This is a genomic window from Paenirhodobacter sp., from assembly GCF_050177655.1.
Classification (GTDB): Bacteria; Pseudomonadota; Alphaproteobacteria; order Rhodobacterales; family Rhodobacteraceae; genus Rhodobacter.
In genome coordinates, this window is record NZ_JBFXGV010000018.1 from 37,638 (window position 1) to 56,953 (window position 19,316).

Here is a 19,316-nt window from a genome sequence, read left to right on the forward strand (position 1 = left end):
TTGGATGTCGGAGGGGGCGCTGCCCCCGCTCCTGCGGAGCCCCCCGAGGTATTTCGGGCAAGATGAATGCAATTTCACCTTGCTCCAAATACCTCCGCCGGAGGCATTGAAGTCACATTCGGAACAGGCCGAAGCGGGTCGGCTCGATCGGGGCGTTGAGGCTCGCCGACAGGCTCAGCGCGAGCACCTCGCGCGTGCGGCGCGGATCGGTGATACCGTCATCCCAGAGCCGGGCGGAGGCGTAGAGCGGGTGGCTTTGCCGTTCGAACATCTCGATCGTCGGGCGCTTGAACTCGGCCTCCTCCTCGGCCGACCAGCTGCCGCCCTTGCGCTCGATCCCCTCGCGGCGCACGGTGGCGAGCACCCCCGCCGCCTGTTCTCCGCCCATCACCGAGATGCGCGAGTTCGGCCAGGTCCAGAGGAAGCGGGGCGAATAGGCGCGCCCGGCCATGCCGTAATTGCCCGCGCCGAAGGAGCCGCCGACCAGCATGGTGATCTTCGGCACCGAAGTCGTCGCGACGGCGGTCACCATCTTCGCGCCGTGGCGCGCGATGCCCTCGTTCTCGTATTTGCGACCGACCATGAAGCCGGTGATATTTTGCAGGAAGATCAGCGGGATACCGCGTTGAGAGCAAAGCTCGATGAAATGCGCGGCCTTCTGCGCGGCCTCGGAAAAGAGCACGCCGTTGTTCGCGACGATGCCGACGGGGCAGCCCTCGATATGGGCGAAGCCGGTGACGATCGTCTCGCCGAAGCGCGCCTTGAACTCGTCGAAGCGGCTGCCGTCCACCACCCGCGCGATCACCTCGCGGATGTCGTAGGGGGTGCGCAGATCGGCCGGCACCGCACCAAGGATTTCTTCCGGGTCATAGGCGGGGGGCTCGGGCGATTGCCAGTGCACCGTCGCGGGTTTCGCGCGGTTGAGGTTGCCGACCGCGCGGCGGGCAAGCGCCAGCGCATGGGCGTCATCCTCGGCGAGGTAATCGGCGACGCCCGAAAGCCGGGTGTGCACATCGCCGCCGCCAAGGTCTTCGGCACTGACCACCTCGCCCGTCGCCGCCTTCACCAGGGGCGGGCCGGCGAGGAAGATCGTCCCCTGCTCCTTCACGATGATCGTCACGTCCGACATCGCCGGCACATAGGCGCCGCCCGCGGTGCAGCTCCCCATCACCACCGCGATCTGCGCGATGCCCTTGGCCGACATCCGCGCCTGATTGAAGAAAATCCGCCCGAAATGGTCGCGGTCGGGGAAGACCTCGTCCTGATTGGGCAGGTTCGCACCGCCGCTGTCGACCAGATAGACGCAGGGCAGCGCGCAGTCCTCGGCGATCTCCTGCGCGCGCAGGTGTTTCTTCACCGTCATCGGGTAATAGGTGCCGCCCTTCACCGTGGCGTCATTGGCGATGACCATCACCTCCTGCCCCTGCACGCGGCCCACCCCGGCGATCACCCCGGCGCAGGGGGCGGCGCCGTCGTAAAGCCCATGCGCCGCCGTCGCGCCGATTTCGAGAAACGGTGCGCCGGGGTCGAGCAGCGCCGCCACCCGCTCGCGCGGCGCCATCTTGCCGCGCGCGACATGGCGCGCCGTCGCCTCCGCCCCGCCCCCGGCCGCGGCCAGCGTCGCCGCCTCCCGCACCGTTTCGAGCGCGGCGAGATGCGCCGCGCGATTGGCGCGGAAGGTTTCCGAGGAGGGCAGAACCGAAGAGCCGAGTTTCATTCCTGTGCCTTCTTGTCTCGCAGCTGCGCGGCGCGCGCGGCGGTCATTTCCATCATGCAATTCGCGCCGACGACGCCCGCGAGCGTGCCATCGCCCCAGCGCGCCACTTCGAGCGCGCATTCCGCGTCGCGAAACGTCAGCCAGGCGCGCTGCGCGGCAAGGAGCTTGTCGGTGAGGCCGGCGCCCTGCGCGAGCATTTCCGAACGGCGCGCCTTGTATTCGGTGTTCAAGAGATCGTCCCAGACCTGGGTCTCCGCCCCGATGCAGGCAATCGTCGAAAGCGTCGACTGATCGGTCGCCGCCATGCAGCCCTGTGCCGCCTGCCCAAGGCAGCTCGGCCCGCCGGCATAGGGGTCATATTCGGCAAAACAGCTCCGCACCGCGGCCTCGACCCCGGCAAGGGCATCGGCGGGCAGATCCTGCGCCATGACGGCGGTGGGAATAAGGGCGACAAGGGCGGCAAGGGTCGGACGCATCAGGCTTTCTCCATGATCTCACGTCCGATCAGCATACGCCGGATTTCCGAGGTGCCAGCCCCGATCTCCATCAATTTCGCATCGCGGAAGAGGCGCGAAACGACGCTGTCATTGAGGAACCCGGCGCCGCCCAGCGCCTGCACCGCCTGATGCGCCTGCACCATCGCCTGCTCGGAGGCGTAAAGCACCGTCGCCGCCGCATCCTGCCGCGTCACCGCGCCGCGATCGCAGGCCTTGGCGACCTCATAGGTATAGGCGCGGGCGGTGTTCATCGCGACATACATGTCGGCGATCTTCGCCTGCATCAGCTGGAAATTCCCGATCGGCTGGCCGAACTGATGGCGCTCCTTCGCATAGGGCACCACCTCGTCAAGACAGGCCGCCATGATCCCGGTGCCGATGCCGCTCAGCACCACGCGCTCATAGTCGAGCCCCGACATCAGCACGCGCACGCCCTTGCCCTCGGTGCCGAGCACGTTCTCGAAGGGCACCTCGCAATTGTCGAAGAAAAGCTGCGCCGTGTTCGAGCCGCGCATGCCGAGCTTGTCGAAATGGGGCGAGGTGGAAAACCCCTTGAAGCCCTTTTCCACGATGAAGGCGGTGATCCCTTTCGAGCCCGCCTCGGGGTCGGTCTTGGCATAGACCACCAGCGTGTCGGCGTCGCAGCCATTGGTGATCCAGTATTTGTGGCCGTTGAGCAGGTAATGCCCGTCACGCTTTTCCGCGCGCAGCTTCATGCCGACGACGTCGGAACCGGCCCCGGTCTCGGACATCGCGAGCGCGCCGACCTGCTGGCCGCTCACCAGTCCCGGCAGGTATTTCGCCTTCTGCGCGGACGAGCCGTTCAGCTTCAGCTGGTTCACGCAGAGGTTCGAATGCGCGCCGTAGCTCAGCGAGATCGAGGCGGAAACCCGGGCGATCTCCTCGGTGGCGACGACATGGGCGAGATAGCCCATCCCCGCGCCACCGTATTCCTCGGACACGGTGATGCCGAGGAGGCCAAGCTCCCCCATCTCCGCCCAGAGCTCCGCCGGAAAGAGATTGTCGCGATCGACCGCGGCGGCGATCGGCTTCAGCCGCTCCTGCGCCCAGGAATGCGCCATCTCGCGCAGCGCGGTGATGTCCTCGCCCAGATCGAATGTCATCGAGCCTGCGAACATTGCGGCCTCCCCTCCGTTATTGAACGCTTGTTCATTTAATGGAAACGGACGATTCGCGTCAACCCCCGTTGCGCGCCCCGGGGTGCACCCCCATCTTGGGGCAAACGGAGGTTCCCATGCGCCTGATGCTTGCCACGCTCATCGCCCTTGCCACCACGCCCGCGCTCGCCGAGGAGGTCGGCCGCGTCGGGGTCGACTGGACCGGCAACGACATCGTCATCGAGGCGATCGCCGATCCGAAGGTCGAGGGCGTGACCTGCCACATCGCCTATTTCGACCGCTCGCTCCTCGACCGGCTGAAACAGGGCAACTGGTTCGAGGATCCGTCGAACGCCTCGATCGCCTGCCGCCAGACCGGGCCGATCCGGATCGGCGACATCGCCCGCGGCCCGAAAGGGGAGAAGGTGTTTTCCGAAAGCCGGTCGCTGGTGTTCAAGTCGCTGCGGGTGACGCGGATCTTCGATGAGAAGAACCAGACGCTGATCTATCTCAGCCATGCAAATGAGCTGACCGAGGGCTCGGCGAAGATGTCGATCTCGACCGTGCCGCTTTACGGATCGCAGTGAGCCGGGGGCGCTGCCCCCGGACCCCCGAGGTATTTCGGGCAAGATGAAAACACCCGCTCGGCTTTCATCTTGCCGAAAATACCTCGGGGGGAGGCGAAGCCGGGGGGCAGAGCCCCCTCCCCGCTTACCCGCGTGCCTCGGCGGCGATGATGCGGGCGATCTGGGCCGCGTCGCCTTCGGAGAAGGTCAGCGGCAGGCGCAGATCGAGCAGCCCCGAAAGGATGCGGTCGGTGTTCGGCAGGCGTTGCGCGGCGGCATAGCGCCAGCTGTCGTAGCGCGAGGTGAAGCCCGCGGGCTCGGCCGCGCCGAACCATTTCAGTTCCACCCCGCGTGCGGCGCAGCGGGCGACGAAATCGGCAATGGCTTCGGCGGTGCGACCGGGCAGCAGGAACTGGAAGGAGGAGCCGACATAGGCCTCCGCCTGCGGGCGGCTCACGAGGCGCAGCCCCGGCACGCCGGCCAGCCCCGCCTCCATCCCCCGGTAAAGCGCGTTCCAGCGCGCGACGCGCTCGGGCAGCGTCGGGATCTGGGGCCGCAGCACCGCGGCGCGCAGATTGTCCATCCGCCCCGAGACATTGGGCGTGTCGTATTTCAGCCCCTCGAAATGCGCGGCAGGCGGCGCGGCGCGGTGGCGCGGGTAAAGCATGTAGCTCCCCGACAGGAGGATCATCCGCGCCATCAGATCGGGATCGTCGGAGACGATCAGCCCGCCCTCGCCCGAGTTCATGTGCTTGTAGGTCTGGGTCGAATAGCAGCCCACCGCGCCGTGCCGGCCCGAGGGCACGCCGGCCCAGGCGGCCCCCATCGTATGGGCGCAATCCTCGATCACCGTCAGATCATGCGCGCGCGCGATCTCCATCAGCGCGTCCATGTCGCAGATATGGCCGCGCATGTGGCTCAGCATGAGCACCCGCGCCTGATCCGCCTTGGCCGCCAGATCGTCGAGGTCGATCACCAGATCCTCGGTCACCTCGACGAAGACCGGCGAGGCGCCCAGGGACGCGATCGCCCCCGGCACCGGGGCAAGGGTAAACCCGTTCGTCAGCACCTTGTCGCCGGGCTTCACGCCCGCCGCACGCAGCGCGCAGCCGAGCGCATAGCCGCCCGAGGCGACGGCGAGGCAGTATTTCGCCCCGATCGCCGCGGCGAATTCCTCCTCGAGCAGCGCCGCCTCCCCCGCCTCGCCCTCGACGACGTTGTAGCGGTGCAGCCGCCCCGTGCGCAGCACCGCGACCGCCGCTTCGATCGCCGCCTCGGGGATCGGCTCCTGCTGGGTGAAGTTTCCGGTGAAGATCTCGTCCATGTCCGCCTCAGATCCTGTGGCGTCGCATCAGCCCCGCGAAAAGCCCGAGCGGCACGACAAGCACCGCCGCCGCGGTGAAGAAGGCCGCGTCCGGGCTGCGCCAGGGCGCGGCGCCCGACAGGAAATAGCCGAAGATCCAGGTGAAGAACAGCGTGCCGAGCAGCATCGCGAGGCTCATCAGCGCGGAAATGCCGCCCTGCAGCGCGCCCTGCGCGTCCTCGGGCACGGCGCGCGACATCAGCGCGCTCATCATCGGGTGCACGAAGCCCTCGGGCGCGTGCAGCACAAGCAGCATCAGCACCACCGCGAGCCCGGGCGCGAGCCCGTAGCCGAGGCAGGCCGCGGCGGCGATGAAGAGGCCGAAAAGCGCCACCCGCGCCTCGCCCCAGCGCGCAACGGAGGGGCCGACGAGCGTCGCCTGGGCGAGCGCCATCACGCCCCCGAAGGCCGCAAGCGAGATGCCCACGGTGAGTTCGGACCAGCCGAATTTCGCGATCCCCCAGAAGGCCCAGATCGCCGGATAGACCGCCGAGCCGAAGAAATAGAGAAATACCACCGCCGCCATCGGCAGCACGCCGCGGTAGCGGGCGAAGACGAGAAGCACGCCGAGCGGGTTCGCCTCGCGCCAGCGGAAGGCGCGGCGCTTCTCGGGGGCGAGCGTCTCCGGCAGGAAGAGCAGGCCGAAGACGAAATTCGCCAGCGCGAGCCCCGCCGCCGCCCAGAACGGCACCCGCGTGCCGAGCGTGCCGAGCATGCCGCCGAGCCCCGGCCCGAGCACGAAGCCAAGGCCGAAGGCCGCGCCCATCAGGCCGAAGACGCGGGCGCGGTTTTCCGGCGTCGAGACATCGGCGAGGCAGGCGTTCGCGATCACGAAGGAGGCGCCGCAGGCCCCGGCGATGATCCGCCCGACGAAGAGCCAGCCCAGGCTTGGCGCGAGCGCATGCAACACGTAGTCGAGGCCAAGCCCGCCCACCGCAAGGAGCAACAGCGGGCGCCGACCGATCCGGTCGGAAAGCGCGCCGAGCAGCGGCGCGAGCAGGAATTGCGCCAGCGAATAGACGGCGAAAAGCGCGCCGCCGATCGTGGCCGCATGCCCCAGATCGACATCGCCCACCTCCTCGATCAGCCGTGGCAGCACCGGCAGGATCAGGCCAAGCCCGACCATGTCGATGAAGACGACGAGCAGCGCGAAGATGGTGGCGCGGCGCGCGGCCTGCGGCGCCGGGGGGGCGGGAACGGAACTCATGAAAGGCTCAGGCGAAAAGGCGCGCGACCAGCGCAGGAAGGTCGCCGTAGTAGTCGAGCAGCGCCTCGGGCGCAAGCCGCGCAATCCCCTGCCCCTCCGGCCCGAAGGTCACGAGCACGCAGGGCACGCCCGCAGCGCGCGCCGTCTCCCGGTCGGTATTGGTGTCACCGATGAGGAGCGAGCGCGCGACGCTGCCCCCCGCCCCCGCGACCGCGGCGGCATAGGGCGCGGGATCGGGCTTGCGCACCGGCAGCGTGTCGGCGCCGATCAGCGCATCGAAGAGCCCCGCGATGCCAAGCGCCGCGACCAGATCGCGGGCGAGCCCCTCGGGCTTGTTGGTGCAGATCGCGGTGGCGTGGCCGGCCGCGCGCAGCGCGGAAACCGCCTCCGCCGCACCGGGGTAAAGCCTTGTTTCCTCACAGATATGCGCGCCGTAATGGTCGAGCAGCGGGCGATAGTCGGCCTCGGCCAGCGCCTCGGTATCGGCGCGTCCGGCGCGGGAATAGCCCAGCCGCAGCATCGCCCGCCCGCCGTGAAAGGCGGTCAGCGCATCGGCGCCCGGATCGAGCAGATCGCCCAGGCCCCGCGTCCGGAAACAGGCATTCGCCGCCGCGATCAGATCGGCCGAGGTATCCGCGAGCGTCCCGTCGAGATCGAAGACCACCGTCTTTTGCATCGAAGTTTCCTGTTACAGCCACGAAAAAGAGTGTGATCGCCTGTCTCTTGCAGCGAGATATGGTATCGGTAAAACAGGCCCGAGCAGAAGAAAAGGCATTCCCATGGCGATCGCCCTCATCATTCTGGCCGCAGGCCAGGGCACCCGCATGAACTCCGACCTGCCGAAGGTGCTGCACCGCCTCGGCGGCGCGCCGCTCCTCGCCCATGCGCTGCATGCGGGCCGCTCGCTCGAACCCGAGCGCGTTACCGTCGTCGCGGGCCATGGCGCCGAGGCGGTGACGAAGGCCGTCGCCAAGCTCGACCCCGAGGCGGAGGTGGTGCTGCAGGCCGAACAGCTCGGCACCGGGCATGCGGTCGCGCAGGCGATCTTGCAGCTTTCGGAGTTCAACGGCCGCGTCATCGTGCTTTACGGCGACACCCCCTTCATCCGGCCCGAAACGCTCGCGGCGCTCGCCGAGAGCCGCGCCGATGTCACCGTGCTCGGCTTCGAGGCGGCGGATCCCGGGCGTTACGGGCGGCTCGTGGTCGCGGGTGGCGCGCTCGAACGGATCGTCGAATTCAAGGATGCGACAGATGAAGAACGCGCGATAACCCTTTGCAATTCCGGCGTCATTTCCTGTGATGCGACGCAGCTTGCGCAGCTCGTCGGGCAGATCGGCAACGACAATGCCGCCGGCGAATACTACCTCACCGACATCGTCGGCCTCGCCCGTGACCGCGGGCTCACCGCTGAAGTCGTGACCTGCCCCGAGGCGGAGACGCTCGGCATCAACACCCGCGCCGAGCTGGCCCGGGCCGAGGCGCTGTTCCAGGCCCGCGCCCGCGACGAGGCGCTGGAAAACGGGGTGACGCTCGCCGATCCGGCGACGACCTATTTCGCGCTCGACACCTGGATCGGCCGCGACGTGGTGATCGGCCCGAACGTGGTCTTCGGCCCCGGCGTGACGGTGGAGAGCGGCGCCACGATCGAGGCCTTCTGCCATCTCGAGGATTGCCACATCTCGCGCGGGGCGACGATCGGCCCCTTCGCCCGGCTGCGCGGCGGCGCGGAGCTGGCCGAGGATGTGCATATCGGCAATTTCGTCGAGGTGAAGAATTCGATCCTCGGCGAGGGGGTGAAGGCCGGGCATCTGAGCTATCTCGGCGACGCGGATATCGGTGAGCACACGAATATCGGCGCGGCCACGGTGACCTGCAACTACGACGGCGTGTTCAAGCATCGCACCACGATCGGCGCGAACGCTTTCATCGGCTCGGACACGATGCTGGTCGCGCCGGTGACGGTGGGCGACGGCGCGCTGACCGGCTCCGGCTCGGTCATCACCGAGGACGTGCCGGCCGGCGCGGTGGCGCTTGGCCGCGCGAAACAGGTGGTGAAACCGGGCCTTGCAACGAAGCTCTTCGAGCGGCTGCGCGCGCAGAAGGCCAACCTGAAGAAAGGCGCGTAAATGTGCGGGATCATTGGGGTTCTTGGCAATCACGAAGTGGCGCCGCTGCTTGTGGAAAGCCTGAAGCGGCTGGAATACCGCGGCTATGACTCGGCGGGCATCGCGACGGTGAACGATGGCCGGCTCGACCGCCGCCGCGCGGTGGGCAAGCTCGTCAACCTCTCCGATCTGCTGGTGCATCAGCCGCTGCCGGGCAAATCGGGCATCGGCCACACCCGCTGGGCGACGCATGGCGCCGCGACCGAGGGCAACGCCCATCCGCATCGCTCGGGCCCGGTCGCGGTGGTGCACAACGGCATCATCGAGAACTTCCGCGAGCTGCGCGCGGAGCTCGCGACCGTCGGGCTGCTGCCCGAGACGCAGACCGACACCGAGACCGTCGCGCTGCTCACCCGGATGTATATGGATCAGGGGCTGGCCCCGCGCGAGGCCGCCGTCGCCACGCTGAAACGGCTCGAGGGCGCCTTCGCGCTGCTTTGGATCTTCGAGGGCGAGGACGATCTGATGATCGCCGCGCGCCGCGGCTCGCCGCTTGCGATCGGGCATGGCACCGGCGAGATGTTCGTCGGCTCCGACGCGATCGCGCTCGCCCCGCTCACCGACCGCATCACCTATCTCGACGAGGGGGATTACGCCTTCGTCACCCGTGCCGGCGCCGAGATCTTCGACGAAGCCGGGCGGCGCGCGAACCGCGACGAGGCGCGCATCGACCTGGGTCAGGCGCGGATCGAAAAGGGCGGCTACAAGCATTTCATGGCGAAGGAAATCGCCGAGCAGCCGGTGGTGCTTGGGGATGCTTTGCAACATTACCTGCCCGAAACCGGGCTTCAGCTGCCCGAAGACCTGGACTTTTCGAACATCGACCGGCTGACGCTCGTCGCCTGCGGCACCGCCTTCTATGCCTGTTCGGTGGCGAAATACTGGTTCGAGAGCCTCGCCCGCCTACCCTGCGAGATCGACGTCGCCTCTGAGTTCCGCTATCGCGAACCGCCGCTGCCCGGGCGCAGCTTCGCGGTCTTCGTGAGCCAGTCGGGCGAGACCGCCGACACGCTCGCCGCGCTGCGCTACGCGCAGGAGAAGGTCGCGAAGACCGTCGCCGTGGTGAACGTGCCGACCTCCTCGATCGCGCGCGAATGCGACGTGGCGCTGCCGATCCTCGCCGGGGTCGAGGTCGGCGTCGCCTCGACCAAGGCCTTCACCTGCCAGCTGCTCGTGCTCGCCGTGCTCGCGCTCAAGGCCGGGCGCGACCGCGGCACGCTGAGCGACGCCGAATTCGCCCGCCACGCCGAGGCGCTGCGCTCGCTGCCCGGGCTGATGAACGCGGCGCTGAACAGCTCCGGGCAGATCGCGCATCTCGCCGAACGTCTGGCCGAAGCGCAGGACATCCTTTTCCTCGGCCGTGGCCCGATGTTCCCGCTCGCCCTCGAAGGCGCGCTGAAACTCAAGGAAATCAGCTATATCCACGCCGAAGGCTATGCCTCGGGCGAGCTCAAGCACGGGCCGATCGCGCTGATCGACCGGACCGTGCCGGTGATCGTGATGGCGCCGCATGACCGGCTTTTCGACAAGACGGTGTCGAACATGCAGGAGGTGATGGCGCGCCACGGGCAGGTGCTGCTCGTCTCCGACGGCAAGGGCCTCGCCGCGGCGGAGGACGGCGTCTGGGCGAGCCTGAAGATGCCCGAGGTGCCCGAGCCCTTCGCGCCGATCCTCTACGCGCTGCCCGCGCAGCTCCTTGCCTATCACACCGCGATCGCGAAGGGCACCGATGTCGACCAGCCGCGCAATCTCGCGAAATCGGTGACGGTCGAGTAATGGCGCGCAGCCGCAAACCGAAGGTGATCGTGGCCGAGGACCGGCCGCTCACCGAGGAGGAGGCCCGGCTCGCCGCCGAGGCCGCGGAATATGCCGCCTCGGATGCGGATTACGAACAATATGAGGAGGCGGAAGAGACCGAAGACCTCGGCCCGCCGCCCACGCCCGCCGAGGCGATCGCCGCGCTCGAGGCCTGCGGCGAGGCGGAAAAGGCCGCGGGGGCGGCCGCCTATCACAAGGTCGATCGCCGCTATCTCGGCGTTTCCGTGCCGCTGATCGAGGACATGGTGCGGCTCTGGCGCGCGCAGGCGACGGTGGAGGAGCGGGTGGCCCTTGCCGATGCGCTCTGGCACAGCGGGATCCACGAGGCGATGGTGGCGGCGGCGAAGCTGCTCACCCAGGCGCGGCTGCGCCCGGACGCGGGGGCCTGGGCGGCGATCGCCTCCTGGGCGCCGGAGTTCGAGGGCTGGGCGGTCGCCGATCACGCCTGCAACGCGGGCGGGCGGCGCCTCGTCGCGGATCCGTCGCGGCTCGACGCGGTCGAGGGCTGGTTGCAGAATTCGAACATGTGGACCCGGCGCGCCGCGCTGGTCATCACCTTGCCCTACACCAAATCGAACAATCCGACCGCGGAGGAACAGGCGATCCGCACCCGCGTCCTCGGCTGGTGTGCCACCCTCGCGCCCGAGCGCGACTGGTTTATTCAAAAGGCGGTGGCCTGGTGGCTGCGCGAGCTGTCGAAGCACGATGCGCCCGCGGTGCGCGACTGGCTCGCCGTGCATGGCGAGACGCTCAAGCCCTTCGCGCGCAAGGAAGCGGCGAAATACCTGCGCTAGCGATCACGAGGCCTGCCGGCAGGGCGCGAGTTTCTTCGCCGCCCAGTCGCGCACCGCATCGCCGAAGGCGGTGAAAAGCGGGCGCGAGACCGGGTCATGCTCGGCGTTCCATTCCGGATGCCATTGCACCGCGAGGGTGAAGCCCGGCGCATCCTTGATCCAGATCGCCTCGGGCGTGTTGTCCTCGGCGCGACCCTCGATCACCACGCGCGGGCCGGGCTTGCAGATCCCCTGCCCGTGCAGCGTGTTGGTCATCACCTCCTCGGCGCCGAAGAGCCGCGCGAAGCGCCCGCCGGGGGCAAGCACCACCTTGTGGCGCAGCGCAAAGGCCTCCTCCAGCGTGCCCTCGGGCGGCATGCGGTGGTTCATCCGGCCCGGCAGCTCGCGGATCTCGGGGTGCAGCGTGCCGCCCATCGCGACATTGACCTCCTGAAAGCCGCGACAGATGCCGAGGAAGGGCTGACCGCGTTCGACGCAGGCGCGCACCAACGGCAAGGTGATCGCGTCGCGCGCCCGGTCGAAGGTGCCGTGCTTGTCGGTCGCCTCCTCGCCATATTCGCTCGGATGCACGTTCGGCCGCCCGCCGGTGAGCAGGAATCCGTCGCAGACCTCCATCAGCTCCTCGACCGAGACCATCACCGGATCGGCGGGGATCAGAAGCGGCAGGCAGCCCGCAACATGGCTGACCGCGCAGGAATTCATCTGCCCGCCCTCGAAGACGGGGTAGCGGTCGTTCAGAAGGCCGCGATTGCCGATGATGCCGACGACGGGACGATGCATGGCGTTCTCCTTTGCCGCAAAGGTAACGCGCAGGAGCGCGCGCGCAAACCCCAATGCGCGCGCAGCATCTGTGCAGGAGGGACGAAACGCCCCTGCGGCCTCAGCCGCCCGCCTTCACCTGGGCGCGGCGCTGATGCAGCACCGGCTCGGTATAGCCCGAGGGCTGCACCCGGCCGAGGAAGACCAGATCGCAGGCGGCCTGGAAGGCGAGCCCGTCATAGGCCGGCGCCATCGCGCGATAGGCCGGATCGCCCGCGTTCTGCCGGTCGACGACCAGCGCCATCTTGCGCAGCGCCTCCATCACGCGCCCCTCGCTGACGAGGCCATGATGCAGCCAGTTCGCCAGCGCCTGGCTGGAAATACGGCAGGTCGCGCGGTCTTCCATCAGGCCGACGTCGTGGATGTCGGGCACTTTCGAGCAGCCGACCCCCTGATCGACCCAGCGCACGACATAGCCAAGGATGCCCTGCGCGCTGTTCTCGATCTCGGCGGTGATCTCCTCGTCGGAATAGTTGCGCCCGGTCGCGAGCGGGATCATGAGCAGATCCTCGAGCCGCGCGGGCCGTTCGAGCGCGGCGATCTCGCGCTGACGCGCCTTCACGTCGACGCGGTGATAATGCGTCGCGTGCAGCGTCGCGGCGGTGGGCGACGGCACCCAGGCGCAATTCGCCCCCGCCATCGGATGCGCGATCTTCTCGCGCAACATGTCGGCCATCTTGTCGGGCATCGCCCACATGCCCTTGCCGATCTGCGCCTTGCCCGCAAGCCCGCAGCGCAGCCCGATATCGACGTTGCGGTCCTCGTAGGCGGAGATCCAGGGCTGCGATTTCATCTCGCCCTTGCGCAGCATCGGCCCCGCCTCCATCGAGGTGTGGATCTCGTCGCCGGTGCGATCGAGGAAGCCGGTGTTGATGAAGGCGACGCGACGGGAGGCGGCGCGGATGCATTCCTTGAGGTTGGCGGAGGTGCGCCGCTCCTCGTCCATGATCCCGAGCTTCACCGTGTAGCGCGGCAGGCCTAGCACTTTTTCAACATGATCGAAGATTTCGCAGGCGAAAGCGACCTCTTCGGGCCCGTGCATCTTCGGTTTTACGACATAGACCGATCCGGTGACCGAATTGCGCGGGCCGCCCTGCTTGCGCAGGTCATGCATCGCGCAAAGCGTGGTGAGCATCGCGTCCATCAGCCCCTCATAGGCCTCGGCGCCGTCGCGGGTGTGGATCGCGGGGTTGGTCATCAGATGGCCGACATTGCGCACGAGCATCAGCGCGCGGCCCTTGAGCGTGAGCGCCCCGCCTTCCGCCGCGGTGAAATCGAGATCGGGGTTCAGCGCGCGATGGATCACGCGATCGCCCTTCGCGACCTCCTCGGAAAGCGTGCCCTGCATCAGGCCAAGCCAGTTCGCATAGGCGAGCACCTTGTCCTCGGCATCGACGGCGGCGACCGAATCCTCGCAATCCATGATCGAGGAGATCGCGGATTCGAGCCGCAGATCGGCGATCCCGGCCGGATCCGCCTGGCCGATCGGATGGGTCGGGTCGATGTCGATCACCAGATGCAGCCCGTTGTTGCGCAGCACCACCGCCGTCGGCGCCTCCGCCGTGCCGGCATAGCCCAGGAACTGCGCCGGGTCCTTCAGCCCGGTCTCCTCGCCGCTGCAGAGCGCGAAAAGCCCGCCGTCCTGCAACCAGAGCTTCGTGACATCGGCCCAGGAGCCCGCGACGAGCGGCGCCGCCACGTCGAGGAATTCCTTCGCCTTCGCGATCACCCGCGCGCCGCGCGCCGGGTCATAGCCCTTGCCCGTGGGCAGATCGCCCAGCGCATCGGTGCCGTAGAACGCATCGTAAAGCGAGCCCCAGCGCGCATTCGCGGCATTGAGCGCGTAGCGCGCATTCATGATCGGCACCACCAGCTGCGGCCCGCAGACGGTGGCGAACTCGGGGTCGGTCTCGCCGGTTTCGATCGTGAAATCAGGGCCTTCCGGCAGGAGATAGCCAAGCTCTTCAAGAAAGGCGCGATAGGCCGCGGCATCATGGCCCTGGCCGCGATGATGCAGATGCCAATCGTCGATCCGCGCCTGCAACGCCTCGCGCTTTTCCAGAAGCGCGCGGTTGCGCGGGCCGAACGCGTGCAGAAGCTCCGAGAACCCGGCCCAGAAGGCCTCCGGCGCGACGCCGGTGCCGGGCAGCGCCCGCTCCTCGACGAAAGCGGCAAGCTCCGCCGCCACCTGCAACCCTTCGCGTTCCACTGCCGTCATGGTGCCCTCCTCAAACTTCGGGGCGACTGTTGCCCCCCGGGACCGACCCTGTCCAGAAGAAAGCGCGGCGACCGGCCGGGTTCCGCCGCCTTGCCCCTGACCGCCGGGAGGCCTAGCTTGCCGCAAATGTCGCAACCGCGGACAGGATCCATGCACGCCACCACCTACCTCGCCGATTACCGCCCCTTTCCCTTCGCGCTCGAGCGCGTTTCGCTGCGCTTCCGCCTCGCGCCCGAGGCGACGCGGGTGCAGGCGGAGCTGCACCTGACCCCGCGCGAGGCCGGCGCGGCGCTGGTGCTCGATGGCGAGGAGCTGAAGCTGATCGCGCTTGCGATCGACGGGGCGGATCTGAAACCCGCGGATTATCTGCTCACCGAGACCGGCCTCACGATCCATCCGGCGGCCCTGCCCGAGGGGGCCTTCACCCTCACGACCGAGGTCGAGATCGCGCCGGCGCTGAACACCGCGCTCGAGGGGCTCTACATGTCGAACGGCATGTATTGCACGCAATGCGAGGCCGAGGGCTTCCGCAAGATCACCTTCTACCCCGACCGACCCGACGTGATGGCGCGCTTCCATGTGCGCATCGAAAGCGACCTGCCGGTGTTGCTTTCGAACGGCAACCCGGTCGCGCAGGGCGCGGGCTTTGCCGAATGGGACGACCCCTGGCCGAAGCCCGCCTATCTCTTCGCGCTCGTCGCCGGCGATCTCGTCGCGACCTCGGGCAGCTTCACCACGATGTCGGGGCGCGAGGTCGCGCTCAACATCTGGGTGCGCCCGGGCGACGAGGACCGCTGCGGCTTTGCGCTCGGCGCGTTGCAGCGCTCGATGGGCTGGGACGAGCGGACCTATGGCCGCGAATACGACCTGCACATTTTCAACATTGTCGCGGTCGATGACTTCAATATGGGCGCGATGGAGAACAAGGGGTTGAACATTTTCAACTCGAAGCTCGTTCTCGCCTCGCCCGAGACCGCCACCGATCTTGATTACGAACGGATCGAGGCGGTGATCGCGCATGAGTATTTCCACAACTGGACGGGCAACCGGATCACCTGCCGCGACTGGTTCCAGCTTTGTCTGAAGGAGGGGCTGACGGTGTTCCGCGACCAGAGCTTCACCGCGGACATGCGCCTTGGCGCGGTGAAGCGGATCGAGGATGTCATCACGCTGCGCGGCCGCCAGTTCCGCGAGGATGCCGGCCCGCTCAGCCACCCGCCGCGGCCCGACCATTACCGCGAGATCAACAATTTCTACACCGCGACCGTCTATGAAAAGGGCGCCGAGGTCGTCGGCATGCTCAAGACGCTCGTCGGGCCGGAGGGCTACCGGGCGGCGCTCGATCTCTATTTCGCGCGGCACGACGGGCAGGCCTGCACGATCGAGGACTGGATCAAGGTGTTCGAGGACAGCTCGGGCCGCGATCTGACGCAGTTCAAGCGCTGGTACACCGACGCCGGAACGCCGCATCTGAAGGTCGCCGAGCGTTTCGAAAACGGCACCTATACGCTTGATTTCACGCAGGAAACCGCCGCCACCCCGGGACAGGCCGAAAAACCCGCGCGGCTCATTCCGATCGCCGTCGGCCTGCTTGGCCCGAACGGGGACGAGGTCGTGCCGACGCAGGTGCTCGAGATGACCGAGGCGCGGCAAAGCTTCACCTTCGAGGGGCTCGGCGCGAGGCCCGTGCCCTCGATCCTGCGCGGCTTCTCGGCGCCCGTGGTGCTCGAACGGGAGACCTCGCCCGCCGAACAGGCCTTCCTGCTCGCCCATGACAGCGACCCGTTCAACCGCTGGGAGGCGGGGCGCGCGCTCGCGCTTTCGACGCTTTGCGCAATGGCGCAGGGCGGCGCGCCCGGCGGCGAATATCTCGACGCGGTGGGCCGGCTGATCGCGGATGAGACGGCGGAACCTGCCTTCCGCGCGCTCTGCCTGCGGCTGCCCGGCGAGGATGAGGTGGCGCAGGCGCTGGCCTCCGCCGGCGCCGTGCCGGACCCCGACGCAATCCACGCGGCGCGGCGCAAGCTGATGGAAACGCTCGCAAACCGGCACGAGGCTGCGCTCGCCGCGACCTATGCGGCCTGCGCCGTGCCCGGCCCCTACACCCCCGATGCCGCGCCCTCGGGGCTGCGATCGCTGCGGCTCGCCTGCCTCGCCCCGCTTTCCGCGATCGACGGCGGCGCGCGGGCGCAGGCGCTCTTCGACAGCGCCACGAACATGACCGAAAGCCTCGGCGCGCTGAACCAGCTCATCGCACTGGGCAAGGCCGAAGGCCCGCTTGCCAGCTTCCGCGCGCGCTGGGAAAACAACCGCCTCGTGATGGACAAATGGTTCATGGCACAAGCCGCGCTCACCCCGCCCGCGGCGGCGGTGGCGCGGGCCGAGGCGCTCGCCGCCGATCCGCTCTTCGACTGGAAGAACCCGAACCGCTTCCGCAGCCTGCTCGGCGGGCTGTCGGCGAACCATGCCGGCTTCCACCGGGCCGATGGCGCGGGCTATCGCTTCTATGCCGACTGGCTGATCCGGCTCGACCCGATGAACCCGCAGACCGCGGCGCGGATGTCGACCGCCTTCGAGACCTGGGCGCGCTATGACACCGCCCGGCAGGCGCTGATGCGCGGGGAACTGACGCGGATCGCGGCGCAGCCGGGCCTCAGCCGCGATCTGAGCGAGATGACTGCAAGGCTTCTGGGCTGACGCGCGGGGGCGCTGCCCCCGCACCCCCGAGGTATTTCGGGCAAGATGAAGGGGGATGCGCTTTCATCTTGCCGAAAATACCTCGGGGGGCGTCCGCAGGACGGGGGGCGGCGCCCCCCTCCGCCCGCGCCACGCAGGGCCCGCTCGTATCTTGCCCAAGCCGCTCAGCCGTCCTAGAAGGGCTCAAGCCAAGAAGGAACATGCGATGCTCGACCATCTCGCCTACAAGACCCCCGAGCCCAAGGTGATCGCCGGCGCCAAGGCCGACTGGGAACTGGTGATCGGCATGGAGGTCCATGCGCAGGTGAGCTCGAATGCGAAGCTCTTCTCCGGCGCCTCGACCGGGTTCGGCGCGGAGCCGAACTCCCATGTCGCCTTCGTCGACGCGGCGATGCCCGGCATGCTGCCCGTGATCAACGAATTCTGCGTCGCGCAGGCGGTGCGCACCGGGCTTGGCCTCAAGGCCGAGATCAACCTGCGCTCCGCCTTCGACCGCAAGAACTACTTCTACCCCGACCTGCCGCAGGGCTATCAGATCAGCCAGCTCTACCACCCGATCGTGGGCGAGGGCGAGATCCTCGTCGACATGGGGCCGGGCGTCGCGCGCCGGGTGCGGATCGAGCGCATCCATCTCGAACAGGACGCGGGCAAGTCGATCCACGACATGGATCCGACCATGTCCTTCGTCGACCTGAACCGCACCGGTGTGGCGCTGATGGAGATCGTGAGCCGCCCCGACATCCGCGGCCCGGAAGAGGCCGCCGCCTATGTCGCCAAGCTGCGCCAGATCCTGCGTTACCTCGGCACCTGCGACGGCAACATGCAGAACGGCAACCTGCGCTGCGACGTCAACGTTTCGGTCTGCCGCCCCGGGCAATACGAGAAGTATCAGGAAACGCAGGATTTCTCGCATCTCGGCACGCGCTGCGAGCTGAAGAACATGAACTCGATGCGCTTCATCCAGCTGGCGATCGACTATGAGGCCCGGCGCCAGATCGCGATCCTAGAGGACGGCGGCACCGTCACGCAGGAGACCCGCCTCTACGACCCCGACAAGAACGAGACGCGCAGCATGCGTTCGAAGGAAGAGGCGCATGATTACCGCTACTTCCCCTGCCCCGACCTGCTGCCGCTGGAAATCGAACAGGGCTGGGTCGACGACATCGCCGGCACGATGCCGGAACTGCCCGACGAGAAGAAGGCGCGCTTCGTCGATGGGCTGGGCCTGAGCGAATACGACGCCTCGGTGCTGACCGCCGAGGTCGAGAACGCCGATTACTTCGAGGCGGTGGTGGCGGCCTGCGACGACGGCAAGCTTGCCGCGAACTGGGTGATCAACGAGCTTTTCGGCCGGCTGAAGAAGGACGGCGCGGAGATCGGCGCAAGCCCGGTGTCACCCGCGCAGCTTGGCGGCATCATCGCGCTGATCAAGGCGGGCGACATCTCGGGCAAGATCGCGAAGGATCTCTTCGAGATCGTCTACACCGAGGGCGGCGATCCGGCCGAAATCGTCACCGCGCGCGGCATGAAGCAGGTCACCGACCTCGGCGCGATCGAGGCGGCGGTGGACGAGATCATCGCCGCGAGCCCGGCCGAAGTGGAGAAGGCGAAGGCCAATCCGAAGCTGGTGGGCTGGTTCGTGGGCCAGGTGATCAAGGCCTCGGGCGGCAAGGCGAACCCGGCCGCGGTGAAGGAGATCGTGGCGAAGAAGCTCGGGATCTGAGAGCGGGCTTGAACGGAACGGGATGAGGGCGGGGTTTCCCGCCCTTTTTGTTTTGGGAAGAACGTCCCTTCGTCCACGTGTCGGACTGCTGCGATGCGAGCCGCTGACGGAGACATTCACCGCAACAGCAACTGAAAGGTCGCCATCACTCAGGCAGATTTTAATGAGCAGAAATGCTACGCACTGCTGCGCTCGTAACCTTTCTGCTCAAAAAAAGCCTTCAAAGCCAAACCGAATTTTTCAACTTCTGTATCCGCGATTGAGTGAATAGTTCGTATTTCTCTGAAGGAGAACCTTCCGCCGACCTGAACCGAAGATTCGCGGCCGTGAGACACCGCATTGCGCCGCTCACGAAGATTATTCAAGCGGCCTCTCTCCATTGTGCCAATTCTGAAATTTGGCACACCGAGGAGCTGGCAGCACTCTACCATTGTTGTGCCGTCAACATTCTGCAAGCGAACTGAAAATGGGTTACTTGCAACGCTGAGGCCTTGTTGCACAAATCGGGTGAGGGATTCACTGCGTGAATCCAGCATGATAGCTGGATGGCATGAGCAGTTGGGCCCCTACGAAGTACAAGACCACGAACTGGTCGGCTTACAATGAAGCGTTGA

At 67.5% G+C, this 19,316-nt stretch carries 14 protein-coding genes; 6 read left to right on the plus strand and 8 right to left on the minus strand.

Features of this window, described 5'->3' with window-relative positions; genetic code table 11:
- Nucleotides 1-112: 112 nt before the first annotated feature.
- Genes AB7U46_RS08790 through AB7U46_RS08800 form a run of 3 tightly spaced genes read right to left on the minus strand, consistent with a single transcriptional unit; the run spans nucleotide 113 to nucleotide 3,353 of the window.
- Entirely contained in the window at nucleotides 113-1,717 is a 1,605-nt protein-coding gene (locus AB7U46_RS08790; protein ID WP_428336580.1) for a carboxyl transferase domain-containing protein, read from the minus strand.
- Nucleotides 1,714-2,193 carry a lysozyme inhibitor LprI family protein gene (locus AB7U46_RS08795; protein WP_428336581.1) on the minus strand — a complete coding sequence of 160 codons (480 nt, stop codon included), beginning with the start codon at nucleotides 2,191-2,193 and terminating at the stop codon, nucleotides 1,714-1,716. The genes AB7U46_RS08790 and AB7U46_RS08795 overlap by 4 nt, the downstream gene beginning before the upstream one ends.
- A complete protein-coding gene (locus AB7U46_RS08800; protein WP_428336582.1) occupies nucleotides 2,193-3,353 on the minus strand; it encodes an acyl-CoA dehydrogenase family protein in 1,161 nt (386 codons plus the stop codon). Before AB7U46_RS08800 ends, AB7U46_RS08795 begins: the two co-directional genes overlap by 1 nt.
- Nucleotides 3,354-3,469: 116 nt before the next feature.
- On the opposite strand from AB7U46_RS08800, the gene AB7U46_RS08805 reads away from it, so the two are divergent.
- The gene (locus tag AB7U46_RS08805) at nucleotides 3,470-3,919 is read left to right on the plus strand and encodes a CreA family protein (RefSeq protein WP_428336583.1); all 450 of its coding nucleotides are present in this window, start codon (nucleotides 3,470-3,472) and stop codon (nucleotides 3,917-3,919) included.
- A gap of 124 nt (nucleotides 3,920-4,043) precedes the next feature.
- On the opposite strand, the gene AB7U46_RS08810 is transcribed toward AB7U46_RS08805, so the two are convergent.
- From AB7U46_RS08810 to AB7U46_RS08820, 3 genes are read right to left on the minus strand one after another with little or no spacing between them, the layout of a single operon-like run.
- A complete protein-coding gene (locus AB7U46_RS08810; RefSeq protein WP_428336584.1) occupies nucleotides 4,044-5,222 on the minus strand; it encodes a DegT/DnrJ/EryC1/StrS family aminotransferase in 1,179 nt (392 codons plus the stop codon).
- A 7-nt stretch (nucleotides 5,223-5,229) separates the two neighbouring features.
- Nucleotides 5,230-6,468: an MFS transporter gene (locus AB7U46_RS08815; protein ID WP_428336585.1), complete on the minus strand. Its 1,239-nt coding sequence runs from the start codon at nucleotides 6,466-6,468 to the stop codon at nucleotides 5,230-5,232.
- Between the two features lie 7 nt (nucleotides 6,469-6,475).
- On the minus strand, nucleotides 6,476-7,144 hold the full coding sequence (locus tag AB7U46_RS08820) for an HAD-IA family hydrolase (RefSeq protein ID WP_428336586.1): 669 nt from the start codon (nucleotides 7,142-7,144) through the stop codon (nucleotides 6,476-6,478).
- Nucleotides 7,145-7,247: 103 nt separating this feature from the next.
- On the opposite strand from AB7U46_RS08820, the gene glmU reads away from it, so the two are divergent.
- Genes glmU through AB7U46_RS08835 form a run of 3 tightly spaced genes read left to right on the plus strand, consistent with a single transcriptional unit; the run spans nucleotide 7,248 to nucleotide 11,245 of the window.
- Nucleotides 7,248-8,594 carry a bifunctional UDP-N-acetylglucosamine diphosphorylase/glucosamine-1-phosphate N-acetyltransferase GlmU gene (gene glmU, locus AB7U46_RS08825; protein WP_428336587.1) on the plus strand — a complete coding sequence of 449 codons (1,347 nt, stop codon included), beginning with the start codon at nucleotides 7,248-7,250 and terminating at the stop codon, nucleotides 8,592-8,594.
- A complete protein-coding gene (gene glmS / locus AB7U46_RS08830) occupies nucleotides 8,595-10,409 on the plus strand; it encodes a glutamine--fructose-6-phosphate transaminase (isomerizing) (RefSeq protein ID WP_428336588.1) in 1,815 nt (604 codons plus the stop codon).
- The gene (locus tag AB7U46_RS08835) at nucleotides 10,409-11,245 is read left to right on the plus strand and encodes a DNA alkylation repair protein (RefSeq protein WP_428336589.1); all 837 of its coding nucleotides are present in this window, start codon (nucleotides 10,409-10,411) and stop codon (nucleotides 11,243-11,245) included. Before glmS ends, AB7U46_RS08835 begins: the two co-directional genes overlap by 1 nt.
- A gap of 3 nt (nucleotides 11,246-11,248) precedes the next feature.
- Here AB7U46_RS08835 and AB7U46_RS08840 read toward each other — a convergent pair whose 3' ends face one another.
- Both AB7U46_RS08840 and AB7U46_RS08845 read right to left on the minus strand, forming a co-directional pair.
- A complete protein-coding gene (locus AB7U46_RS08840) occupies nucleotides 11,249-12,025 on the minus strand; it encodes a gamma-glutamyl-gamma-aminobutyrate hydrolase family protein (RefSeq protein ID WP_428336590.1) in 777 nt (258 codons plus the stop codon).
- A gap of 100 nt (nucleotides 12,026-12,125) precedes the next feature.
- Complete coding sequence (locus AB7U46_RS08845; protein WP_428336591.1) at nucleotides 12,126-14,282, minus strand: malate synthase G; 2,157 nt, start codon at nucleotides 14,280-14,282, stop codon at nucleotides 12,126-12,128.
- A gap of 150 nt (nucleotides 14,283-14,432) precedes the next feature.
- Between AB7U46_RS08845 and pepN the strand changes: the two genes are divergently transcribed.
- On the plus strand, nucleotides 14,433-16,979 hold the full coding sequence (pepN, locus tag AB7U46_RS08850) for an aminopeptidase N (RefSeq protein WP_428336592.1): 2,547 nt from the start codon (nucleotides 14,433-14,435) through the stop codon (nucleotides 16,977-16,979).
- Nucleotides 16,980-17,184: 205 nt separating this feature from the next.
- A complete protein-coding gene (gene gatB, locus AB7U46_RS08855; RefSeq protein ID WP_428336593.1) occupies nucleotides 17,185-18,702 on the plus strand; it encodes an Asp-tRNA(Asn)/Glu-tRNA(Gln) amidotransferase subunit GatB in 1,518 nt (505 codons plus the stop codon).
- Nucleotides 18,703-19,316: the final 614 nt, after the last annotated feature.

Excerpts from the sequence above, each read along its gene's own strand:
- AB7U46_RS08790 (WP_428336580.1), bottom strand. The coding sequence starts at position 1,717 with ATGAAACTCGGCTCTTCGGTTCTGCCCTCCTCGGAAACCTTCCGCGCC.
- AB7U46_RS08795 (WP_428336581.1), bottom strand. The coding sequence starts at position 2,193 with ATGCGTCCGACCCTTGCCGCCCTTGTCGCCCTTATTCCCACCGCCGTC.
- AB7U46_RS08800 (WP_428336582.1), bottom strand. The coding sequence starts at position 3,353 with ATGTTCGCAGGCTCGATGACATTCGATCTGGGCGAGGACATCACCGCG.
- AB7U46_RS08805 (WP_428336583.1), top strand. The coding sequence starts at position 3,470 with ATGCGCCTGATGCTTGCCACGCTCATCGCCCTTGCCACCACGCCCGCG.
- AB7U46_RS08810 (WP_428336584.1), bottom strand. The coding sequence starts at position 5,222 with ATGGACGAGATCTTCACCGGAAACTTCACCCAGCAGGAGCCGATCCCC.
- AB7U46_RS08815 (WP_428336585.1), bottom strand. The coding sequence starts at position 6,468 with ATGAGTTCCGTTCCCGCCCCCCCGGCGCCGCAGGCCGCGCGCCGCGCC.
- AB7U46_RS08820 (WP_428336586.1), bottom strand. The coding sequence starts at position 7,144 with ATGCAAAAGACGGTGGTCTTCGATCTCGACGGGACGCTCGCGGATACC.
- glmU (WP_428336587.1), top strand. The coding sequence starts at position 7,248 with ATGGCGATCGCCCTCATCATTCTGGCCGCAGGCCAGGGCACCCGCATG.
- glmS (WP_428336588.1), top strand. The coding sequence starts at position 8,595 with ATGTGCGGGATCATTGGGGTTCTTGGCAATCACGAAGTGGCGCCGCTG.
- AB7U46_RS08835 (WP_428336589.1), top strand. The coding sequence starts at position 10,409 with ATGGCGCGCAGCCGCAAACCGAAGGTGATCGTGGCCGAGGACCGGCCG.
- AB7U46_RS08840 (WP_428336590.1), bottom strand. The coding sequence starts at position 12,025 with ATGCATCGTCCCGTCGTCGGCATCATCGGCAATCGCGGCCTTCTGAAC.
- AB7U46_RS08845 (WP_428336591.1), bottom strand. The coding sequence starts at position 14,282 with ATGACGGCAGTGGAACGCGAAGGGTTGCAGGTGGCGGCGGAGCTTGCC.
- pepN (WP_428336592.1), top strand. The coding sequence starts at position 14,433 with ATGCACGCCACCACCTACCTCGCCGATTACCGCCCCTTTCCCTTCGCG.
- gatB (WP_428336593.1), top strand. The coding sequence starts at position 17,185 with ATGCTCGACCATCTCGCCTACAAGACCCCCGAGCCCAAGGTGATCGCC.